Genomic DNA, 20,631 nt, shown 5'->3' with positions numbered 1-20,631 from the left:
TCAAAAAACCGCATCACGACCATCGGATCGCGCCACGCCTTTCCTTACCCGAGCGACCTAAGGCCCGATCCAAGCCAGGGACGAAACGACATGACTGCCACTTCCGAGAAGGACCAGGTCCGGATCTTCGACACCACATTGCGCGACGGCGAACAATCGCCCGGCGCCTCCATGACGTTGGAAGAAAAGCTGCAGATCGCGGAAATTCTCGACGACATGGGTGTCGACATCATCGAAGCCGGTTTTCCGATTGCCTCGAACGGCGATTTTGAAGCCGTCAGCGAAATTGCCAAGCGCTCGAAAAACTCCGTCATTGCCGGTCTGGCCCGCGCCATCCACGCTGATATCGACCGCTGCGGCGAAGCCGTGAAACACGCCGGCAAGGGCCGCATCCACACCTTCGTTTCCACTTCGCCGATCCATCTGAAATTCCAGATGAACAAGACCGAAGAACAGGTCCTGGAAATCATCACCGACACGGTGACACGGTCGCGCAACCTGATCGACGATGTCGAATGGTCCGCAATGGACGCAACGCGCACGCCGATCGAATACCTGTGCCGCTGCGTGGAAGCCGCAATCAAGTGCGGTGCCACCACCATCAACCTGCCGGATACGGTCGGCTACGCCACCCCGGACGAATACAAGTCCATGTTCGAGCAGATCCGTGAGCGCGTACCGAATGCCGACCAGGCGATCTTCTCGGTCCACTGCCACAACGACCTGGGCCTGGCCGTTGCCAACTCGCTGGCCGGTGTCGCCGGTGGTGCCCGCCAGATCGAATGCACCATCAACGGCCTGGGCGAACGCGCCGGCAATGCTGCCCTGGAAGAGATCGTCATGGCGATCCGCACCCGCAGCGACGTCCTGCCCTACATGACCCAGATCGACCCGAAATTCATGGTTCGCGCTTCCAAGATGGTGGCGGGCGCGTCCGGGTTCGCGGTTCAGTACAACAAGGCCATCGTCGGCAAGAACGCCTTTGCCCACGAGAGCGGCATCCACCAGGACGGCATGCTGAAAAACGCCGAAACCTATGAAATCATGCGCCCGGAAGACGTTGGCGTGAAAGCCACCTCGCTGGTCATGGGCAAGCATTCCGGCCGCCACGCCTTCCGCGACAAGCTGAAAGAACTGGGCTTCGAACTGGGCGACAATGCCCTGCAGGATGCCTTCCGCCGTTTCAAGGACCTCGCCGACCGCAAGAAACACGTCTACGACGAGGACATCGAAGCCCTGGTCGAGGACGAAATCAGCATCCTGGGCGAAAGCACCAAGGTGATTGCGCTGACGGTAATTGCCGGTACAGGTGGCCCGCAGAAGGCGATCCTGACCATGGACGTCAACGGCCAGCACGTCACCAAGGAAGCCACGGGCGACGGTCCTGTCGACGCCACGTTCAACGCCATCAAGGCAATCGTGCCGCATGAAGCCAAGCTGTCGCTGTACCAGGTGCATGCGGTGACCGAAGGCACCGACGCACAGGCCGAAGTGTCCGTGCGCCTGGAAGCCGGCGGCCGCATTGCCACGGGCAAGGGAGCGGACACCGACACACTGGTCGCTTCCGCCCGTGCCTATGTTTCGGCCATGAACAAGCTGGCCCTGCGCCAGCAGACCGGCAACCCGGGCGCGCTTGCTGCCGTCTAACGCCGGAACCACCAAAAGCTCCGGATCACGGTGACTGTATTGTCGCCCGATTTCGGACCTGACACGAAAAGCCTCCTGCACCACCGATTTTCCGGTAAGGTTCAGGAGGCTTTGTTTTGTCGGGGAGGACAAACGGGTGGAAAGCCTTGGCACAGACGGAGAGATGAAGCGCGTGGTGATCGCCGGATGCCCGGGGGCCGGCAAGTCCCGTGCGGCCCGAACCTTGAGCGACCTGACCGGCCTGCCCGTCATTCATCTGGACAGTCATTACTGGCAACCGGGTTGGCAGCGCCCTTCCCCCGAAGTCTGGCGCGCCACCATGAAAGAGCTGATCGCTCGCCCGCGCTGGATCATGGACGGCAACTACGGCAGCACCCTGGACCTTCGCCTGAAAGCAGCCGATACGCTCATCTACCTCGATTTTAAGACGTTTCTCTGTGCGACGAGAGTGCTTAAGCGCTCCGTTCTCGGCCGCGGTGGCACCCGCAGCGGCGAATTGCCGGATGGCTGCCTGGAGCGCTTCGACTGGCCGTTTTTCAAGTTCGTTCTGAACTACAGGCGGACGCGGCGGGAACGTGATCTGGAAAGCATCAGGGTGTTCTCCGGAGTGAGCCATGTCTTCATCCGTCCACGCCAGTTGAAGCGATTTCTCGGCTCACTCGAGAGCGGACCGGTTTCCTGAATTCTCCCGTTACCTGCCGGCAAAAAGCCCCTGGATCTGCCAAAAGGGCCGCAGAAGCGGCCCCTTTTCAAACCGTGTTGTGACGTCAACCCTGCGAAATCCGTTCGGAAAGCTGGCTGTTGGTCATGGCTTCGCCGTCCAGGTTCCAGGTCCCGTCCACAGTGTGCACCACGTTTGAATAGATGTGGTCCCGTGGCAAACGCCCTTCCGCCGCCGCGGCGATGATGTCTGTTGCTTCCTTGAAGAACCCGACCTGGACGTCCCGCGCAGCCAGGGCAAAACTTGGCGTCTTGCATTCCAGCCAGGCCCCTTCCACCGGCTCGCCGCCGGACAGCGCCCCGTTCTTCGGCAGTGCCTGTATCTGCATGGTCACGTTGGGGGTCATGACCTTGTTGCCACCAAGCCCGTGCCATTTCAGGAAGGCTTCGGTGATTTTCCTGCCTGCTTTCAAACCGGCATCTTCGCTCATCACGCCCTGGGTGTAATTGAGTGCAAGTGGCATTTCCGTTCCTCTCGATTAAATATAACGTTCGTTATATTTTCTGACGCACTCTATTTATGTAACGATCGTTATGAAGTCAATAAAATATATAACGATCGTTCTTTAATCGAGAGAACCGCATGGCAAAACAACAACTTCGCAAGGCAGAAACCCAAAAAGCCTTGCTCAACGCATCAAGCAGGGCCTTCCGGAGCGAAGGATATTCCGGGGTTGGTGTCGACGCGATCGCAAAGGCGGCGGGTGCTACTTCGGGTGCATTCTACGCGCACCTGGGATCAAAGGACGGGGCCTTTCACGCCGCGCTGGAACAGGGACTGGACGAAGTAATCACCACCATTCCTGACTACCGGGAACGTTTCGGCGACAAATGGGTCGAGGCATTTGCACGGTATTATCTCGGCACGGCGCATCGGCAGGACCGCGCCTGCGGCTGTGCGATGACCGCTCTATCGCCCGATGTCGCACGGGCCAAGCCTGAGACCCGCAAACTCTATGATGACAAGATGCAGGAAATAGCGTCACTCGTTGCCGAGGGGCTCAAGGAAGGCACCCCGTCTGAACGGCGGAACCGCGCCTGGGTTTTTCTCAGTCTCCTGATTGGAGGACTGACCACGGCACGGGCCATGTCGGATGAGGCCCTTGCCGAAACCGTGACAGCGGCCGCCCTGCCCGCCGCCTTGCAGGCTGCCGGCGTTTGATGGCGACCAATCGCACTCAAGCGATCAACCGCCCGTGCCAGGCTCCAGAGACTGAAGATATTGCCGGCGCGTGATCCGGTAGAACCGGCAATGCAATCCGTGCTTTCGTATTTCTCGCCAGAAATGCAGTCCTGCCTTCTGCATCACCCGCTGCGAAGCCTTATGTTCCGCAACTGCATAGGCAAGCATGTGATCGTTCTGTGTTGTGTCGAAGAACCAACCGACAAGAGCCCGCGCGATCTCGCTCGCATAGCCCTGCCCCCAGGCTGACCGTTTCAGGCTGTAGCCAAGTTCATAGCCTTCCGGGTTCCTTTCGAACGAGAACCCCGCCCGGCCGATAAAGGCTCCCTCAACCGTCTCCAGTTTCCATTTGGACATCCCGGTGACCCGGTGATCGCCGACGTAATTCGCCAGCCGCCGGCGCACTTCCGCCGGATCCATGATCGCCGGTCCCGGAGACAGATAGCGATTGACCTCCGGATCTGAATGAAGGTCCTGCAACAATGGGAAGTCATCTTCGGAAAAAGGCAACAGGCGCAGCCTGCCTGTTGTCAGAATGGGTGTGTTCAAATGGGTCACTCTCAAAAAAAGGGACCGTGGCAGACACGGTCCCGACGCATTTCCCGAGGTCCCGTAAGCCTCGAAAATGCCTAAGCACTCATGAGATAGGATTGCATAGACGGGCTCAGGAGCTGAAACACGTCCGCCTGCATGCCTTCGATCACTTTGCTCTCGCGGTGATAGAAACCGTTGCCCTTGACCACTTCTCGCATGGTCCGGTTGTCGGTGCGCACCACAGCGACCAGATGGGAAAAATAGGTGTTTTCGAAGAACCAGTCTGACAAGGCGGCACAAAGGCGTTTGGGCAGATCCGAGTCCTGATCCAGCACGTCGAGACGCAGGCAATAGTTCAGACTGATCTCGGAAGTTTCGCTGACAGGCGTAAACCCGGCCCAGCCCAGAAATGCCCCATCGGAAGACACCGCCTTCCACTTGGCAAACCCGAGGTCGTCCTGGTTCTGCTGAGCAGACCGCACCAGTTCTTCCGCATCAACGACGGTGCAATTGGTGGAATATTCTGTACATCGGTTGCCGTAAGGATCGGAGTGAAGATCTTTGACGAGATGAATATCGGTTGGCTTGAAAGGGACGAGCCGCACTGAACCGCATTCGAGTATGATCGTCTGCACCGTGACCTCCCAGTCTAGGATTTCTTCAGGCCTTACAAGCGGCGGCGAATCCCGCCACCGAACGCATGTTAGCCATGTAACCCTGAATTGTGCCATTGCCATGGCAGACAAAAGTATAAGATCAATTTTGACAAAAATATATTCGCAATACCAAAGAGTTACGCTCACACCACTGCTGCACCGCACACATCAGAAGTTGACGCTGAGCCGTCAAACCGTTCGGAGAAAGGCCTCCATCTCAATTAGGTTTGAAGGATCAACCCGTTGCCAATCCGACATCTGGTTGCGAAACCAGGTTTCCTGACGCTTTGCGTATTGACGCGTTGCAACAGTCAGCCTGTGGATGGATTCTGCATAATCGGCTTTTCCGGCAAGATAGGCGCCAAGTTCCGGCACGCCGATTGCCCTCATCGCTGGCAACTTATCCGATAGGCCTTGTTCAAGCAGGGCCCGCACTTCATTGAAGCCTTCTTCGCAAACCATCAACCTTGCCCGTTGCTCGATACGATCATGCAGCCAGGGCCGCGGCGGTGCCAGAACGATCCGGTGACACGCCTGCGGCTTGAGAAGAGGCGAAGACTGGGCGTGCTGTTGCCACGCCTTCAAAGGGCGGCCGGTTGCCAGCAGAACCTCCAGTGCACGGGCAAGACGTTGCGGATCAACCAGCGCCTCGGCAGACTCAGGATCTCCCTCGGCAATCAGGTGCTGCCTCAAACCTTCCACACCTTGCGTGTCGGCAATGGATCTCGCCCTGGCACGGATCTCTTCCGGAATGCCAGGCATTTCCGCAAAGCCTTCCGTCAACCCCTTGAAGTAGAGGCCGGTGCCACCGACGAGGATAGGCATCTGGCCGTTTCCCCAGGCATCTTGCAGTTCCCGTTCCGCCAGGCGTAGCCAGTCGCCGGTCGAAAAGGCAGTCGATGCAGGCAACACGCCGTATAGCCTGTGAGGTGCTTCAGCTTCCTCTGCCGAGCTGGGGCGTGCGCTCACCAGTTGCAAGTCTTCGTAAAGCTGCATGGAATCTGCATTCACGATGACACCATTCAGCCTTTTGGCCAGCGTCAACGCCAAAGCGGACTTGCCGCTGGCTGTCGGCCCGGCTATCAGAATGGCGCGCCTGGCAGTTGCGGGCGTGCCGTCATCGTCGTCCAGGGAACCGTCCATGTCTTTTGTTGCCACTTTGGTGTCCACTCCTGCTGCGCCGGCAGTCGACGAGGATCTGGTTCGGCAGGCATCCGACGCACTCGGCGTTACCGGAACCTCGACACGTCTTTCTGCAGGTGTCGCAGCGGATATCCGCTTTGAGGGTCTGGATGCAAGTGCCGCGGACGGTATCTTGCGCGAAGTGATTGGTCGTGCCCCCGTCGACGTCTTTGTGCAGAAGGAAACCGGCCGCCGCAAGCACCTGCTGATCGCCGACATGGATTCCACCATGATCCGCCAGGAATGCATCGACGAACTGGCGGCTGAACTTGGCCTCAAGGATCGCATATCGGAAATTACCGAGCGGGCGATGCGCGGCGAGATCGATTTTGAACCGGCCCTGCGCGAACGTGTTGGCCTTCTCGCCGGATTGCCGGTGTCTGCCATTGAAACGGTGCTCAGCAAGCGGATCCAGCTGATGCCGGGCGGCCGTACGCTGGTACAGACGATGAAGGCAAACGGCGCTTACTGCGCCCTTGTTTCCGGTGGCTTCACCCATTTCACATCTGCTGTCGCGACGCTGATCGGTTTTGACGAGAACCAGGCCAACACGCTGCTGGAAGTGGACGGAAAACTGTCAGGCAAGGTCGGAGAACCGATTCTCGGACGCGAAGCCAAGCGCACCCGCCTGGAATATCTCGTCGCGGAGCACGGCCTTGATTTCGCAGATACGCTTGCGGTCGGAGATGGCGCAAACGACCTTGCCATGATCGAACGCGCAGGAGCCGGTGTCGCTTACAGGGCCAAACCGGCAGTCGCCGCCGCCGCCGACTTCCGCATCGACCACGGCGACCTCACAGCCCTGCTCTACCTGCAAGGCTACGCGGAAAGCGATTTCGTTCTGAGTTAAGGCGCGGGCCTGCGGCAATCCTGATTTGAGCGGTTTCGAAGCCTCGCCTCGCGCGGGCGGTCCTTCTTGTCTTTCAAGGAATGAACCTTTCGACGGAGTATGCAGCCCATCCTTCGAGACAGGCCTCCGGCCTTCCTCAGGATGAGGGAGAGTGTGTGGGGATGTCGAACACAAAACTCTTCGAAGTGGTTAGGCCACAAACCGTCAATTCGCCCCACGGCACATCCAACTCGCCAAGGCCATCAACATCCTCCAAGCCCCCAACTCCGCCCCACTACCAACCTCATCCTGAGGAAGCGTGGGGGCCTGTCTCGAAGGATGGGCCCCTTGCTCCAAAGCATCCACCCTTCCCGTTCCAGACAGACCTTCAGCCATCTTCAGTAAGAGCGTGCAGGAGATTGAAAGCAGAAAAAAGGGCGCCTCACGGCGCCCTTCTGCATTCAGCTTCCGAAGTCCGGAAGGATTACTCGTCTTCGATCCGCACCGGAACGAAGCGGACATCACCCGTCGGATTGGCCAGCAGAAGCAGGGCCGAGCGGCGGTTGTCCTTTTTCAGCTTGTCGATCTCGGCCATGACGTCTTCCGGCGTCTCGACCGTTTCCTGAGCGACTTCCTTGATGACATCGCCAGCCATCACGCGCTTTTCCTCCGCAGAGGTGCCTGGCTTCACTTCCGTGACCACAACACCGCTGACGTCTTCATCGATGGAAAACTGCTTGCGCAAGGCGTCGTCCAGAACGGCAAGCGACATGCCGAGCACTTCGCTCTTTTCGACCGGCTTTTCCGCAGGCTCTTCTTCCTCGGTTGCGCTGGCTTCGGTCACCTCGGTTTCAACAAGCTGCTCGAGGATCACACTGATGGCGACTTCCTCGCCCTTGCGCAGAACCGTGACTTCGACTTCCTTGCCGATTTCAGTTTCCGCCACCATGCGCGGAAGTTCGCGCATCGTGTCGACATCCTTGCCGTCGAACTTGATGATCACGTCACCCGGTTCGATTTTCGCCTTGGCCGCCGGACCATCGTCGGTCACACCGGCAACCAGCGCGCCCATGGCCTTGTCCATTGCCAGGCTGTCGGCAATCTCGTCCGTGACTTCCTGAATGCGAACACCCAGCCAGCCGCGGCGGGTTTCGCCGAACTTGCGCAGCTGATCGATCACGTTCATGGCGGTGTTGGCCGGGATCGCAAAGCCGATGCCGATGGAGCCGCCGGACGGCGAGATGATGGCCGTGTTGATGCCGATCACGTTGCCTTCCATGTCGAACAGCGGTCCGCCCGAGTTACCCCGGTTGATGGAGGCATCCGTCTGGATGAAGTTGTCGTACGGACCGGAGTTGATGTCGCGGTTTCGTGCGGACACGATACCGACGGTCACGGTGCCGCCCAGACCAAACGGGTTGCCGATCGCCATCACCCAGTCGCCGACGCGAATGGCGTCGCTATCGCCGAAACTGACGGCCTTCAGCGGCGTGGTCGGCTCCACCTGCAGCACTGCGAGGTCGGTTTTCTCGTCGGTGCCGAGGAGCGTCGCCTTCAGCTTGGTGCCGTCGTTGAAGTTGGCGGTGATTTCGTCCGCGCCTTCGATAACGTGATTGTTGGTGATAATGATGCCGGCTTCCCCGTCAATGACGAAGCCCGAACCCAGCGACTGAACCCGCCGCGGCTGGTCGTCGTCCCGGTTCTGCCGGTTGAAGAATTCTTCAAAAAACTCCTGGAAGGGCGAACCTTCCGGAACCTGCGGCATCGGCACCGAACGGCGGCCCTGCACGGTTTGAGCGGTGGAAATATTCACCACTGCATCCGCGAGGCCTTCCGCCAGATCCGCGACGGACACAGGTCCTTGTGCGTATGCTGCCTGGATAGGCTGAAAAGCTGCCATTCCACCGATTACGATGCCCGCCGCGACTGCGGCGATCCTGGTCATCCGACGGCGAATACTTAGTGGAGCCATAGGGCTTTCTCCTCATCCCAGCCGGTTGGACTGCAGTCAGAATGCTGACAGTCGATGGGTTTGTTCCGGTCCTTGGTTCAGAATATAGAACGGGCGGGAAGATTTTGCGCCTCCCGCCCGAAAACTTTTCGTTATCCGCGAATGATCCACACAAGAAATACGCCGATAACCGCCACGATCAGGCCAGTTGCCCGCAAGGTCTGGTCCGGTGTCTCCAGCGCGCTGCGCATGATGGACTTCATGCCACCGGGCACAAGCGCGTAGAGAACACCTTCAAGCACCAGGACCAGGCCGAGCGCCGTTACCAGTTCGCTCATTGTGCAGCGAGCGACGGATTCCGGTCGGATACGCCCTGGCTACCGTTTCCATCGGCACCCGGAGCCGGCAAGATACCGGTCGGGTCCTTGAAGAAGCGGAAGAAGCTTGAATCAGGCGACAGCACCAGGCTGGTATCGCCGGACCGCAATCCTGCCTCATAGGCCTGCATGGACCGGTAGAAGGCGAAGAACTCCGGATCGGCACCGAATGCCTCGGCAAAGATCCTGTTTCTTTCAGCGTCACCGGTACCACGCATGATTTCCGAGTCACGGCGTGCTTCAGCAACAAGAACGGTCGCGTCGCGATCCGCACGGGACCGGATCCTGCGGGCAGCTTCTTCACCCTGTGCACGGATTTCCGTGGCCTCCTGCTGACGCTCGGTCTGCATACGGGCGTAGATTGCCTGCGAGTTGGCGTCCGGCAGATCCGCACGGCGGATCTTCACGTCGATCACCTCGATGCCGAGCTGTTCGGCATTGGCATCGATATCGCGGCGAATGTTTTCCATCACGCCGGTACGGTCGTCGCGAACAAGTGCCACGAAGCTGGTGCGGCCGACTTCCGAACGAAGCGAGGACTGCAGGAACGTCGACAGACGCCGGTTGGCGGTCTGGATGTTCTGGACACGCTGATAGAACAACACCGGATTGGAGATCTGGTACCGCGCGAAGGCATCCACGATCAGACGCTTCTTGTCCGAGGTGATCGGCTCAAGCGGCGGCATGTTCAGGTTCAGGATGCGCTTGTCGAAGTAGACGACGTTCTGAACGAACGGGATCTTGAAGTAGAGACCCGGTTCCTTCTTCGGCTGTTCGACGATCTTACCGAACTGCAGGACAAGCGCCTGCTGGGTCGGATTGACGATGAAGACCGAGAGATAGGCGACGACCGCTGCGATCAGCAGGACGATTGCAAGAATACCACTACGCATGATCAGTTGCCTCCCGCGCGCTGTGCAGGGGCGGTCTGACGCCCGTTCAGGTCATTCAGCGGCAGGTACGGCAACACGCCGGAGCCTGTCGAGTCGCTGTCGATGATGATCTTGTTGTTCGAGCCCAAAACTTTTTCCAGGGTTTCGAGATACAGACGCTCACGGGTCACGTCCGGTGCTTTCCTGTATTCTTCGTAGATCTTGGTGAAACGCTGGGACTGACCGGTTGCCTCGGCAATGGTCTGGTCCTTGTAGGCGTTTGCCGCTTCCAGAACGCGTGCTGCTTCACCGCGCGCTTCCGGAACCACCCGGTTGGCGTAGGCCTTGGCCTCGTTGCTGATGCGCTCTTCGTCGGCGCGTGCGGCCTGCACGTCGCGGAAGGCGTCGATAACCTGCGCAGGCGGGTCAACGCGCTGCATCTGGACTTCGCCGATCTCGATACCCGACTGATAGCTGTCGAGTGTCTTCTGCATCAGGCTGGCAACGTCGTTCTGGATGGAAACACGATTTTCCGTCAGGATGGAGTCGATCTTCGATCCGCCAACAACCTCACGCATCGCGCTTTCGGCCACGGCTTTCACGGTCGCTTCCGGATCCTGGATATTGAACAGGAAGTCGGCAATACCCTCGTTGGTATTCCGGATACGCCACAGGACCTTGAAACCGACGTCGACGATGTTTTCGTCGCCGGTCAGCATCAGGCTTTCTTCCTGAACGTCGCGTGCGCGCACAACGCCGGAGCTGCTGACGTTTTCTTCTGTGCCAACAGTGGTTTCGCGCTGCAGTTCGACTTTCGGAGTGTAAACTTCACCGATCGGATAAGGCCAGTTGTAGTTCAGGCCAGGAGGGGTCTGATCCTCGACCTTGCCGAGTACCAATTCGACACCGACCTCGCCTTCATCGACAACATAGAAGCCGAAGGCCAGCCAGACGATAAGCGCCACGCCGACCACGATCCCGCCGCCGATGAAACCCAGGCCGCCGCCGCCACCGCCCGGAAGGACGTTGCGCATGCGGTCTTGGGTACGTTTCAGGAGCTCTTCAAGATCGGGTGGGTTTCCGCCTCCACGGTTGGAGCCTCCACCCCACGGGCCGTTGCCGTTACCGCCGCCGCCACCGCCGCTGCCCCAAGGGCCGCCGTTGTTTCCGCCACCTTTCCAGGGGCCACCGCCACCTGACTGATTGCTCCAAGGCATCAAAACTTCCTTCTTTGTCGTCCGGCACGTTATCCCGGACAGGGATTTTCACCCGTTCTGACTCACCGTTGGTTATAGGGAGGTTACCGTATGCTTTCAACGGAAAGCCCCACGTAAAAACCTCCCAAAACCCGCGTGTTCCCGTGCCGCAGGTGGTGGTAAACGGAGAGACTGTCAAGACCGACGGAACATTTGGCCGCACCCCGCCGGAATTTGCCCCGAAAAGACGGGCTCAGTTCACGTTGGCGGAACGGATCATGTCGACATGCAGAATACCATCCTCGATGTATTCTTCAGACACCGTCGCAAAGCCCAGGGAGCCGTAGAAAGCCTCCAGGTAAGCCTGTGCGGAAACGTGGATCTCACACCCGGGAACCAGGGCCTCCGCCTTGTCGATGCCGGCCTGCATCATGAGACGCCCGAGCCCGCTCCCCCTGCCTGCCTTGGCAATGACCACCCTGCCGATGCGGGCACGGCCCTGCTGCGGTTCTGTGAACAGGCGGATTGCGCCCAGAAGCGCTCCGGCCTCCTCGTCTTTGATGAGGTAATGCAGCGCCGTCTGGTCCTTGCCGTCGATGTCGGCGTAAAAAGACGCCTGCTCCAGAATGAATATATCCTGGCGCAGTTTGAGAACTCCATAGAGGTCGTTGAGGCTTAGCTCATCGAAAGTGGCCCATCTGGCCGTTAGATTGGCGGGTAAACTCATGACAACGGATCCGATAGGTATTCAAGCCTTGCGGCGGTAGGAGACGAAGGTGAAATCTGCGCTGTCGCGTTCGGTGCGCTGGCCCGGCTCCCGACCGACTTCCTGCCACACCGCCGGATCGATGTCCGGAAAGCGGGTGTCTCCCGCCGGCTGCGCGTCCACTTCGGTGATCTCGAGACGGTCGGCTTTACCGATCGCCTGGGCGTAAAGCTGCCCCCCGCCGATGCACATGACCTGGTCGACGCCAAGATCCGCTGCCAGTTCCACTCCCCGTCGCAGCGCCTCTTCAAGGGACGTCGCAGCTTCCGCACCTTCCGGCGCATATTCCGGATCCCTGGAAACAATCACATGCGGACGTCCCGGCAAGGGCTTGCCGCCGAACGACAGAAACGTCTTGCGCCCCATGATGACCGGCTTTCCAAGCGTCAGCCGCTTGAAATACTTCAGATCCGACGGCAACCGCCAGGGCATGTCGTTATCGGACCCGATAATCCCGTTTCGTGCCACCGCGGCAATCAAGACAAGTTCCGGCAAAGCCATCTCCGAATCCGGTTTTCAATTCCTCAAACGCCTCCTAGCATGGAAACGTGAGCCAGGAAAAATCGCAGACATTTTTCTTGCCAGGCTGTCGGATAAGCGCCCCTTGGCACGTCCTTGAAACTGGACCACCACGACCAGGAGACTTTCGGAATGTCCGACCTGATGGAAACCGTCTTGATCGAACGCACCCGCGCGTTGATCCCGGATGAAAAAGTCGAGCAAAAGCGCATGTTCGGCTCCACCTGTTTCATGATCGACGGCAACATGCTGGTCTGCGCCTCCAAACGCGGGCTGATGGCACGTGTGGGAACCGAACAGCAGGAAAAGGCGATGACAAGGCCCTTCGCCTCGGTCTGCAACATGGGGGGCCGGCCCATGCCCGGCTTTATCCGGGTCGAGCCGGAAGGGATCGAAAGCGACGAAGACCTGAAGAGCTGGATCGATATGGCCAGATCCTATGTCGGCGCACTGCCGCCCAAGACTGCCAGGCCCAAGAAGCCGAAAACCGGAAAGACGGCAAAATGAACGGCTCCGGTTTTCAGCCAGAAACCTTCCGCTTTCTGGAAGAGCTTGCCGCCAACAACACCAGGGACTGGTTTGAAGCGCACAAGGCCGATTACCAGCGCTTCGTCAGGGATCCGGCCGACGCGGTTCGCGGCAGGCTTGCCGAAACGCTCTCGCGGCTTTGCGGACACGACCTCACCTCGAAGCAATTTCGCATCAACAGGGACCTACGCTTTACCAGGGACAAGACACCCTACAACACCCACGTCCGCATGGCCTTCTGGCCGCAGGACACCGCTTTCCAGGGCAAGGACGCGCAACCGCCCAGCTTCTTCCTGTCCGTGGAAGCCGATCATGTGCGCATCGGCGCAGGGTGCATGCGGTTTTCAAAACCGGTACTCGGATCGTTTCTCCAGACACTCGAGACGGACAACGGCGAGGACATCGGAGATCTGATCGCCCATATGACGGCTGCCGGGTTTGAAATGTCCGCCCCAGATCTTGCCAAGGTTCCTCGCGGCTTTCCCGCAGGCCACCCGCGCAGTGGTCTCGCCCGGCACAAGGGCCTCGCCGTTTGGCGAGACGTCAGCGACATCGGGTCGCTTCAGGGGGCAAACGGCCACGAAGCGATTGCAAGGCTCTTTGAACCAGCACTCCCCTTCTGGCGCTGGCTGATGACGCTTCACGCGCACCTGACCTGACACATTGGCTGCGGAGAATACCCAGAACGCAAGACGAAATCACTTGATCCAAAGCGCTTTGGAAACTATGACCATCGCATTCGCGTTTCCACTCTAGATGAGTTTCCATGGCACTTCCCAAAGACCTTGCGCTCCGTTTTCCCGGCGATTTTCTGTTCGGTGTTGCAACCGCGGCCTATCAGATCGAGGGAGCAACCAGCGAAGATGGCCGCAAACCCAGCATCTGGGATGCCTTTTCGAAGATGCCCGGTCGCGTTTACCAGAGGCATTCCGGAGATATGGCTTGCGACCACTATCATCTTTGGGAAAGCGATCTGGATCTGATCAAGTCACTCGGCGTCGACGCCTACCGATTTTCCATCGCCTGGCCGCGCATTCTTCCCGATGGCCGAGGCCCGGTGAACGAGAAGGGTCTCGACTTCTACGACCGGCTGATCGATGGCATGGTTGCCCGTGGTCTGAAGGTCTATCCGACGCTGTACCACTGGGATCTGCCGCTGACCCTGGCGGGCGACGGCGGCTGGACAGCCCGCAGCACGGCAGAAACGTTTGCGGACTATGCGGAGATTGTCGTCAAACGGCTCGGCGACCGGATGGACGCACTGGCGACCATCAACGAACCCTGGTGCATCTGTCATCTCAGCCATCTCTACGGCATCCATGCTCCAGGAGAAAAAAGCATCGAGGCATTTGCAGCCAGTGTGCACACACTGAACCTGGCACATGGCCTGGGCGTTCAGGCTGCCCGGTCCGTAAAGCCAGACTTGCCGATGGGCATCGTCATCAACGCCCATTCCGTCTATCCGGTCAGCGACACGCCACAGGACAGGCAAGCGGCAGACCGGGCCTTCCAGTTCAACAACGGCATTTTCTTCGAACCGATGTTCGAGGGCAGCTATCCGGCGGATGTGCTCAGCGCCTTTGGCGACCACATGGACATTCGCGACGGTGACCTTGAAACCATTCACCAGCCTCTCGACTGGTGGGGGCTGAACTACTACACGCCGCTACGCGTGAAAGCAGACACCAATGCCAGCGCGGTCTATCCGATGGCCGAGACGGTTCCCCCAACTCCAGGGCCGGAGCTGACCGATATCGGCTGGGAAGTCTATGAAAAGGGCCTGTCGGATCTCCTGAAGGATCTCGACACCCGTTACCCGCTTCCGGACTGCTACATCACTGAAAACGGTGCCTGTTACAATGACGAGCCGCAGGACGGTGTCGTCAACGACCACCGCCGGATCGACTATCTGGAAAAACATTTCGGTGCCATTGCCGATGCACGCGAGGCAGGCGTTCCGGTGAAGGGCTATTTCCTCTGGAGCCTGATGGACAATTTCGAGTGGGCCGAGGGCTACCGAATGCGCTTCGGCATTGTTCACGTGGATTATGGCACCCAGGTCCGTACGCTGAAGAACAGTGCCCTGTGGTACCGGGATTTCTTGGAAGCGCATCGGCAGGGGTGAAAACGCTTCGAGCTTTCGTCCTATATTGCGGATCAGTGGAACCAGCACGCACGCTTAACTTAACCTAGCCTCCTCTCCCCTCCTCCTGAGGAGCGAGCCTGCTCGCGACTCGAAGGATGGGCGGCATATTCAGCGTGTGGGGCCCATCCTTCGAGACAGCGCTGCGCGCTTCCTCAGGATGAGGATGTATTGGTGTCAGGATCAGGCGTTCAAAGGCGAGGCTACGCTTCCCGTAAATTCGCCAGAATGATCTCGCTCCAGACCCGGGTCGGAGGGATCCAGGCGGACCAGTCGTTGTAATTGCCGGAATAGATGACGGCCGCAACATCGGCCTTGGGGCACAGCCAGAGCCGCTGGCCACCATTGCCAAAGCCGGCAAACCAGGGTGTCGGGCCGCCAAGAGCCAGAACAGGAACCTGGCCGCAAAACCAGAAATAGCCGTATCCCGGTCCTTCGCTGGTTTCGATGATTGGCTGCAGTGAAGCCCGGATCCAGGCTTCGGGAACGATCTCCCGGCCCTGCCAGATACCGTTGTCAAGAACGAGACGTCCGATCTTGAGCAGATCCGGCGCAGCCAACCTCAGCCCGGACGCCGGCGAATAGGCCCCATCCCGGCCGATAGACCAATCGAACTGATTTATGCCAAGTGGCGAAAACAGGCGTTCCCTTGCATAATCGGCCAGCTTCTGCCCCGTTCCCCGTTGCAGGATCTCGCCCACCAGCGCGGTGGCTCCGCCGCTGTAGATCCATCGGGTGCCGGGGTCTCCCACCAGCGGCCGCTCCAGAATGTAACGGTACCTGTCCGGGGCCATTTCCATGGCGATTTCGCTGTTTTCCGGATCGGTATAGGGGCGGGTCTCGTCCCACTCCATGCCGAGCGACATGGTCAAGGCGTGCTCCACGGTCCGCTCCATGCGTTTCGGATCCGCGGCAAGGTCGGCATATTCGGGAAAAAGCTCCAGGACCGGCGTATCGAGCGTCGGCACCTCGCCCCGCTCCAGTGCAATGCCATAGAGCAAGCTGACGATGGATTTGGTGATAGAACGCAGGTCGTGGAGGGTCTCGGGGCCGAAGGTTACCTCACCGATCGGACGGCCCCAGTTTTCGTCCTCTCCCTTGCCATAACTTTCCAGAACCGTCTCACCGCCGCGTTCTGCAATCACGACATGAAGATGCGGCAACAAACCTGCCTCGGCACCGGCGCAGAGCTTGCGGCCAAGGGACGTATCGAACCTGCGACGCTCGGCAGCCGCCGCGTGGGGTGAGAGCGAAAGACCGTCGGTTGACTTCATGGAGAGCTCCCTTGCGTGAAACCTGAAGGAAGTGTCGGCAGTTTCATCGCCAAATGCGAGCGTTATTTGAAAGGTTTATTGCCGTGCGAGGAGCTTGACCTTCCACCAACTGGAACCACCATAGTGACAGGGAGAAGCAACTTGCGTCAGGAAGGTGGGAGAGTGGATCGGCGTTCGTTCTTGAAAGCATCGGTGGCAGGAGGTCTTACCGCCTTGTCACCAGCATTTGCTCTGGCAAAAACGGAAGAAGGTTTCTTCGACCTTGCGGCGGTCAAGGGACAGGCCCGACTTTATGGCAAGGATGGCGGCCTCTCGGATCTCTGGCTCTACAACGACCGGCTGCCCGGTCCGCAGATACGGGTCAAGCGCGGCGAACGCGTCAGAGTGCGCTTCACCAACAACCTCGACGAACCCACCTCGGTCCATTGGCACGGCATCCGCATCGACAATGCCATGGATGGTGTTGCCGGCCTCACCCAGCCCCCCGTCGCCCCCGGTGAAAGCTTCGACTACGACTTTGTCGTGCCGGACGCAGGCACCTTCTGGTACCACGCCCACAACATGAGCTGGAACCAGGTGCCGCGCGGCCTCGCGGGCGCATTGATAGTCGAGGACGACGAGCAGTCCTTCGACCCCGATTGTGACATCACGCTGATCCTCAACGATTGGCGTCTGGACGAAAACGGTATCCTGGAAACCGCAAGCTTCGGCGCCATGCACGACTTTGCCCATGCCGGACGTCTGGGCAACTGGCTGACCATCAACGGCGCTTCGATGCCGGACATTGCGTTGAAGAAGGACCGCTGGCACCGGCTGCGCCTGATCAACGCCTCCACGGCGCGTATCCTTGATCTGGCTCCGGCGCGGTTTGGTGCGAAGATAATCGGGCTCGATGGGCAGGCCTTTGACACCGCGCGGGAGATCGAGGGCACTGTGCAACTGGCGCCGGCACAGCGCATGGATCTGGTGCTGCGACCTCAGGAAACCGGCAAGCTGCCATTCGAGATGATGACCGGCAAGCCATTCACCTTCGCCAACTTCGTCGTCTCGGAAACCGAAAGCGAAGACCTGCCACTCGTGCTGCCACCGCCGAACCGGTTGCCTGAACCCGATCTGAGCTCTCCCTGGGAACTGCCATTAGTGATGGCGGGTGGAGCCATGGGCGGCATGCAGTCGATGATGAGACACGGCGTCGAGATGGACATGCGCCAGATGATGTCCGAGGGACTCTTCTGGGCTTTCAACGGTGTGGCCGGTATGGAAGATGATCCGATGTTTTCCGCCAAGCGCGGCGACACGATCGTTCTGGAAAGCCGGAACGACACGGCTTTCCCGCATGCGATCCACCTGCATGGCCATCATTTCCGCGTCATCGAGCGCAATGGCACGAAACTGGAGAACCCCGACTGGCGCGACACCTTCACAAGCCAGCCGCGCGAGACCGTCAAGATCGCCTTTGTTGCGGACAATCCCGGGAAATGGCTGATCCATTGCCACATGCTCGGTCATGCGGCATCGGGCATGATGACCTGGTTCGAAGTGAGCTGAAACAGCCGGTGGCTAGACCGCGATCGGTGCGGCAATGTGCGGGAGCGGATCGTAGCCGGTCAGTTCGAAGTCTTCGAACTTGAACGCAAAGAGATCCGTGACATCCGGATTGATCTTCATTTCCGGCAAGGGCCGCGGCGAACGTGTGAGCTGCTCACGGGCCTGGTCGAAGTGGTTGGCATAAAGATGCGCATCACCGAACGTGTGCACAAAGTCGCCGGGCTTCAGGCCGGTCACCTGGGCCACCATCATGGTCAGCAGCGCATAGGAGGCGATGTTGAAAGGCACGCCCAGGAAGACATCCGCCGACCGCTGGTAAAGCTGGCAGGAAAGCTTGCCGTCAGCCACGTAGAACTGGAACAGCGAATGGCACGGCGGCAGCGCCATCTCGTCGACCAGAGCCGGGTTCCACGCCGAGACGATCAGCCGCCGGCTTTCCGGGTTGGTCCGGATCATCTTCAGCAGATTGGCGATCTGGTCGATGGACCTGCCGTCCGGCGCCGGCCATGACCGCCACTGGTAGCCATAGACCGGCCCGAGATTGCCGTTCTCGTCCGCCCAGTCGTCCCAGATCTTCACCCCGTTTTCTTTCAGATACCGAATGTTGGTATCGCCAGCGAGGAACCACAGCAGCTCGTGAATGATCGACTTCAGGTGCAGCTTCTTTGTCGTGACACAGGGAAAGCCTAGCGAGAGATCGAAGCGCATCTGGTGGCCGAAGATCGAGCGCGTGCCCGTTCCGGTCCTGTCGCCCCGATCAACGCCTTCGTCCAGGATTTTTGACAAGAGATCGAGATATTGCTGCACGGCGGAAGCCTTCGCGGTCAGGAGATCTGGAGTTTGAGGTTAACTTGGCAGATTTTCCCGAAAAGACAGCCCCTTCCCTGCACTTTCCCCAACTTGGGCGAACTGTGGAAGAATGGCCAGGAGCCAAGCCGGCAAACGACACGGATTGCCAGAAGCCTCTTTCAATTCAAGACCGAAGACCTTATATCAGGGCTGCTGGTTCGCCAGCTATGGCAATAAATGGTCAGTGCAATAAACCTATCGGACCCGGGGGCGGTACCCGGCGCCTCCACCCAAGCCCATGGGGCTAAGCTACGGAAACTCCATGGGTTTCGGCGGGGGCGAAATAGGATCGACGAGGGCGTAAAGACTGTGCTTTTGCTCGGCATTGTACCACCGTTATCGGGCTTTCTTAATAGTTGCAAATGACAACTATGCTATGGACAACGCTGTCGCAGCGTAACGCTGCGCCGGTAGTCCACTAAGTCCTTTGAGGTAGCACTCACGGGCGGGGTTCGGAGGCACCTGGCAACAGAAGCCTCCACTTGATCTTCCCATGTATTTGCAGCGTCCTACATAGGTTGCATGACCAATGAGCGATGATTGCCGGGTTGCACACATTAATCTGGGTTCACTTGGAAAAGAGCCTTTTCTTTTTGATCTCGGCCCGTCAATGTGCTCCTGATAGTGGACTTTTCCAGCGAGATTCGACGAAAACCGATGTCTGAAGACCTTCTGCGATACGATATTCTGATCCAGGACGCGCTGCGTGGAGCGGTGAAGAAAATACTTGCCGAAGTCGGTCGTACCGGGCTGCCCGGAGACCATCACTTCTACATCGCGTTCGACACCAATGCTCCTGGCGTGCGCATTTCCCAGCGACTCAAGGAGCGCTATCCGCAGGAAATGACCATCGTGCTGCAGCACCAGTTCTGGGATCTTGCCATCGGCGAACATGCGTTCGAGGTTGGCCTGTCCTTTGGCGGCGTGCCGGAAAAGCTGCTGGTGCCTTTTTCTGCCATCAAGGGTTTCTTCGATCCGTCCGTACAGTTCGCGCTGGAGTTCGATCCCGGCAAAACGGCGGAAGAACTGCCGGAAGAGCTGCTGGAAGCCGTGGAAGAACTTGCCAGGGCCGAGCAGGAACATGCCGACAACGAAGCCAGACAGGACGACGGCGCAGGCGACAAGGAAGCTGCAACTGCAGACACCAAGGCGAAACCTGCCGTGCAAGCTGCCGAAAGCAGTGACGGTGGTGGCGAAGTCGTTTCCCTGGATGCATTCCGCAAGAAGACCTGAGATCGGGAGCCTTTCCCATGAGCGCGGAGATCATCAATCTGCGCATGGTGCGCAAGCAGAAGAACCGTCAGGACAAGGAAAAGACGGCCGAGGACAACCGGCGCAAGTATGGCCGGTCCAAAGCCGAACGTGAGGCGGCCCGCCAACGCCGGGAAACGCTGGATGCCCATGTCGACGGGCATCTTCTGGAAAAGCCTGACGGCCCGGATGCCGAACCATCCGACAAAGCAACAACAGACGCGAACACAATCGAAGCCGAACCTTCTGAACCGGGCCCTTCCGGCGATCGCGGCTGACCGCCAATGGCTCTGTTAAAGCGCTCTCTTTCCCTTCATGGCCACCGCACCAGCCTGGCGCTGGAACCGGAATTCTGGGACGTCGTCGACGCGTACGCCGACGCCGCGAACAAGTCCCTCGCCGGACTGATTGCCGAAATCGACGACAACCGCGACCCGGAAGACCCGCTGTCTTCGGCAGTCAGGGTCTGGGCCTTGAAACGGGTCCAAATGGAAGCTGGTCTGATTTCGGAGGGATGAACGGCTGACAATCTGATTTCCAGTCCCCTGCTTTTCGCCTGCCCACAGCGCAGCTAGAAGTGCCCGAACTGCCTCTGAGCTTCAGCCC

The 20,631-nt window shown here is 59.2% G+C and carries 23 protein-coding genes and 1 other RNA gene; 12 read left to right on the top strand and 12 right to left on the bottom strand.

Translation table 11 applies throughout. The features are described from left to right. The first annotated feature begins 90 nt into the window (after positions 1 to 90). A complete protein-coding gene (locus B0E33_RS21390) occupies positions 91 to 1,647 on the top strand; it encodes a 2-isopropylmalate synthase (RefSeq protein ID WP_023000539.1) in 1,557 nt (518 codons plus the stop codon). 136 nt (positions 1,648 to 1,783) lie between these two features. Further along, positions 1,784 to 2,329, top strand: a complete 546-nt coding sequence (locus tag B0E33_RS21385) for a P-loop NTPase family protein (RefSeq protein WP_023000538.1) — start codon at positions 1,784 to 1,786, stop codon at positions 2,327 to 2,329. Between the two features lie 85 nt (positions 2,330 to 2,414). Here B0E33_RS21385 and B0E33_RS21380 read toward each other — a convergent pair whose 3' ends face one another. Continuing rightward, entirely contained in the window at positions 2,415 to 2,831 is a 417-nt protein-coding gene (locus B0E33_RS21380; RefSeq protein WP_077292371.1) for a 4-oxalocrotonate tautomerase, read from the bottom strand. A gap of 119 nt (positions 2,832 to 2,950) precedes the next feature. On the opposite strand from B0E33_RS21380, the gene B0E33_RS21375 reads away from it, so the two are divergent. After that, a complete protein-coding gene (locus B0E33_RS21375; RefSeq protein WP_077292370.1) occupies positions 2,951 to 3,529 on the top strand; it encodes a TetR/AcrR family transcriptional regulator in 579 nt (192 codons plus the stop codon). A gap of 24 nt (positions 3,530 to 3,553) precedes the next feature. On the opposite strand, the gene B0E33_RS21370 is transcribed toward B0E33_RS21375, so the two are convergent. The 3 genes from B0E33_RS21370 to miaA all read right to left on the bottom strand — a co-directional run bounded on the left by B0E33_RS21370 (position 3,554) and on the right by miaA (position 5,898). Beyond that, positions 3,554 to 4,099, bottom strand: a complete 546-nt coding sequence (locus B0E33_RS21370; protein ID WP_167579580.1) for a GNAT family N-acetyltransferase — start codon at positions 4,097 to 4,099, stop codon at positions 3,554 to 3,556. Between the two features lie 80 nt (positions 4,100 to 4,179). Beyond that, entirely contained in the window at positions 4,180 to 4,719 is a 540-nt protein-coding gene (locus B0E33_RS21365) for a GNAT family N-acetyltransferase (protein ID WP_208997678.1), read from the bottom strand. A 210-nt stretch (positions 4,720 to 4,929) separates the two neighbouring features. After that, complete coding sequence (gene miaA / locus B0E33_RS21360) at positions 4,930 to 5,898, bottom strand: tRNA (adenosine(37)-N6)-dimethylallyltransferase MiaA (protein ID WP_322853548.1); 969 nt, start codon at positions 5,896 to 5,898, stop codon at positions 4,930 to 4,932. Here miaA and serB point away from each other — a divergent pair. Then, complete coding sequence (gene serB, locus B0E33_RS21355) at positions 5,882 to 6,772, top strand: phosphoserine phosphatase SerB (RefSeq protein ID WP_077292366.1); 891 nt, start codon at positions 5,882 to 5,884, stop codon at positions 6,770 to 6,772. The two genes, miaA and serB, sit on opposite strands and share 17 nt — an antisense overlap. A 463-nt stretch (positions 6,773 to 7,235) precedes the next feature. On the opposite strand, the gene B0E33_RS21350 is transcribed toward serB, so the two are convergent. The 6 genes from B0E33_RS21350 to B0E33_RS21325 form a co-directional block, all read right to left on the bottom strand. Further along, a complete protein-coding gene (locus tag B0E33_RS21350) occupies positions 7,236 to 8,723 on the bottom strand; it encodes a DegQ family serine endoprotease (RefSeq protein WP_031269138.1) in 1,488 nt (495 codons plus the stop codon). 131 nt (positions 8,724 to 8,854) lie between these two features. Continuing rightward, positions 8,855 to 9,040 carry a DUF2065 domain-containing protein gene (locus B0E33_RS21345; RefSeq protein WP_023000530.1) on the bottom strand — a complete coding sequence of 62 codons (186 nt, stop codon included), beginning with the start codon at positions 9,038 to 9,040 and terminating at the stop codon, positions 8,855 to 8,857. Then, a complete protein-coding gene (gene hflC, locus B0E33_RS21340; RefSeq protein ID WP_023000529.1) occupies positions 9,037 to 9,972 on the bottom strand; it encodes a protease modulator HflC in 936 nt (311 codons plus the stop codon). Before hflC ends, B0E33_RS21345 begins: the two co-directional genes overlap by 4 nt. A 2-nt stretch (positions 9,973 to 9,974) precedes the next feature. Next, positions 9,975 to 11,168 carry an FtsH protease activity modulator HflK gene (hflK, locus tag B0E33_RS21335; protein WP_023000528.1) on the bottom strand — a complete coding sequence of 398 codons (1,194 nt, stop codon included), beginning with the start codon at positions 11,166 to 11,168 and terminating at the stop codon, positions 9,975 to 9,977. Between the two features lie 232 nt (positions 11,169 to 11,400). Continuing rightward, positions 11,401 to 11,874 carry a GNAT family N-acetyltransferase gene (locus B0E33_RS21330; protein WP_023000527.1) on the bottom strand — a complete coding sequence of 158 codons (474 nt, stop codon included), beginning with the start codon at positions 11,872 to 11,874 and terminating at the stop codon, positions 11,401 to 11,403. 21 nt (positions 11,875 to 11,895) lie between these two features. After that, positions 11,896 to 12,414: a dihydrofolate reductase gene (locus tag B0E33_RS21325; RefSeq protein ID WP_077292365.1), complete on the bottom strand. Its 519-nt coding sequence runs from the start codon at positions 12,412 to 12,414 to the stop codon at positions 11,896 to 11,898. A gap of 150 nt (positions 12,415 to 12,564) precedes the next feature. On the opposite strand from B0E33_RS21325, the gene B0E33_RS21320 reads away from it, so the two are divergent. From B0E33_RS21320 to B0E33_RS21310, 3 genes are all read left to right on the top strand, one after another. Continuing rightward, entirely contained in the window at positions 12,565 to 12,939 is a 375-nt protein-coding gene (locus B0E33_RS21320) for a TfoX/Sxy family protein (RefSeq protein WP_077292364.1), read from the top strand. Beyond that, positions 12,936 to 13,619: a DUF2461 domain-containing protein gene (locus tag B0E33_RS21315; RefSeq protein WP_077292363.1), complete on the top strand. Its 684-nt coding sequence runs from the start codon at positions 12,936 to 12,938 to the stop codon at positions 13,617 to 13,619. The genes B0E33_RS21320 and B0E33_RS21315 overlap by 4 nt, the downstream gene beginning before the upstream one ends. 107 nt (positions 13,620 to 13,726) lie before the next feature. Beyond that, the gene (locus tag B0E33_RS21310) at positions 13,727 to 15,085 is read left to right on the top strand and encodes a GH1 family beta-glucosidase (RefSeq protein ID WP_077292362.1); all 1,359 of its coding nucleotides are present in this window, start codon (positions 13,727 to 13,729) and stop codon (positions 15,083 to 15,085) included. A 221-nt stretch (positions 15,086 to 15,306) separates the two neighbouring features. Here the strand turns inward: B0E33_RS21310 and B0E33_RS21305 are convergent, their stop codons facing one another. Then, positions 15,307 to 16,377, bottom strand: a complete 1,071-nt coding sequence (locus B0E33_RS21305; RefSeq protein ID WP_077292361.1) for a serine hydrolase domain-containing protein — start codon at positions 16,375 to 16,377, stop codon at positions 15,307 to 15,309. A gap of 213 nt (positions 16,378 to 16,590) precedes the next feature. Here B0E33_RS21305 and B0E33_RS21300 point away from each other — a divergent pair, with 213 nt between their 5' ends. Then, positions 16,591 to 17,925, top strand: a complete 1,335-nt coding sequence (locus B0E33_RS21300; protein ID WP_077293515.1) for a multicopper oxidase family protein — start codon at positions 16,591 to 16,593, stop codon at positions 17,923 to 17,925. Between the two features lie 12 nt (positions 17,926 to 17,937). Here B0E33_RS21300 and B0E33_RS21295 read toward each other — a convergent pair whose 3' ends face one another. Then, positions 17,938 to 18,732, bottom strand: coding sequence for a thymidylate synthase (locus B0E33_RS21295; protein ID WP_062488153.1), 795 nt, complete (start codon positions 18,730 to 18,732; stop codon positions 17,938 to 17,940). Between the two features lie 155 nt (positions 18,733 to 18,887). Between B0E33_RS21295 and ssrA the strand changes: the two genes are divergently transcribed. The 4 genes from ssrA to B0E33_RS21275 all read left to right on the top strand — a co-directional run bounded on the left by ssrA (position 18,888) and on the right by B0E33_RS21275 (position 20,543). Further along, positions 18,888 to 19,257: a transfer-messenger RNA gene (ssrA, locus tag B0E33_RS21290) on the top strand. A 174-nt stretch (positions 19,258 to 19,431) separates the two neighbouring features. After that, complete coding sequence (locus tag B0E33_RS21285; protein ID WP_023000519.1) at positions 19,432 to 20,007, top strand: SspB family protein; 576 nt, start codon at positions 19,432 to 19,434, stop codon at positions 20,005 to 20,007. Between the two features lie 17 nt (positions 20,008 to 20,024). Next, positions 20,025 to 20,303 (top strand): DUF4169 family protein, encoded by a 279-nt coding sequence (locus B0E33_RS21280; protein ID WP_077292360.1) that lies wholly within the window; start codon positions 20,025 to 20,027, stop codon positions 20,301 to 20,303. Positions 20,304 to 20,309: 6 nt separating this feature from the next. Then, complete coding sequence (locus B0E33_RS21275) at positions 20,310 to 20,543, top strand: ribbon-helix-helix domain-containing protein (RefSeq protein ID WP_023000517.1); 234 nt, start codon at positions 20,310 to 20,312, stop codon at positions 20,541 to 20,543. Positions 20,544 to 20,631: the final 88 nt, after the last annotated feature.

The organism is Roseibium algicola, from assembly GCF_001999245.1.
GTDB lineage: Bacteria > Pseudomonadota > Alphaproteobacteria > Rhizobiales > Stappiaceae > Roseibium > Roseibium algicola.
Note: the sequence above shows the minus strand (reverse complement) of the source record. Positions and strands in the feature narration are given on the sequence as shown.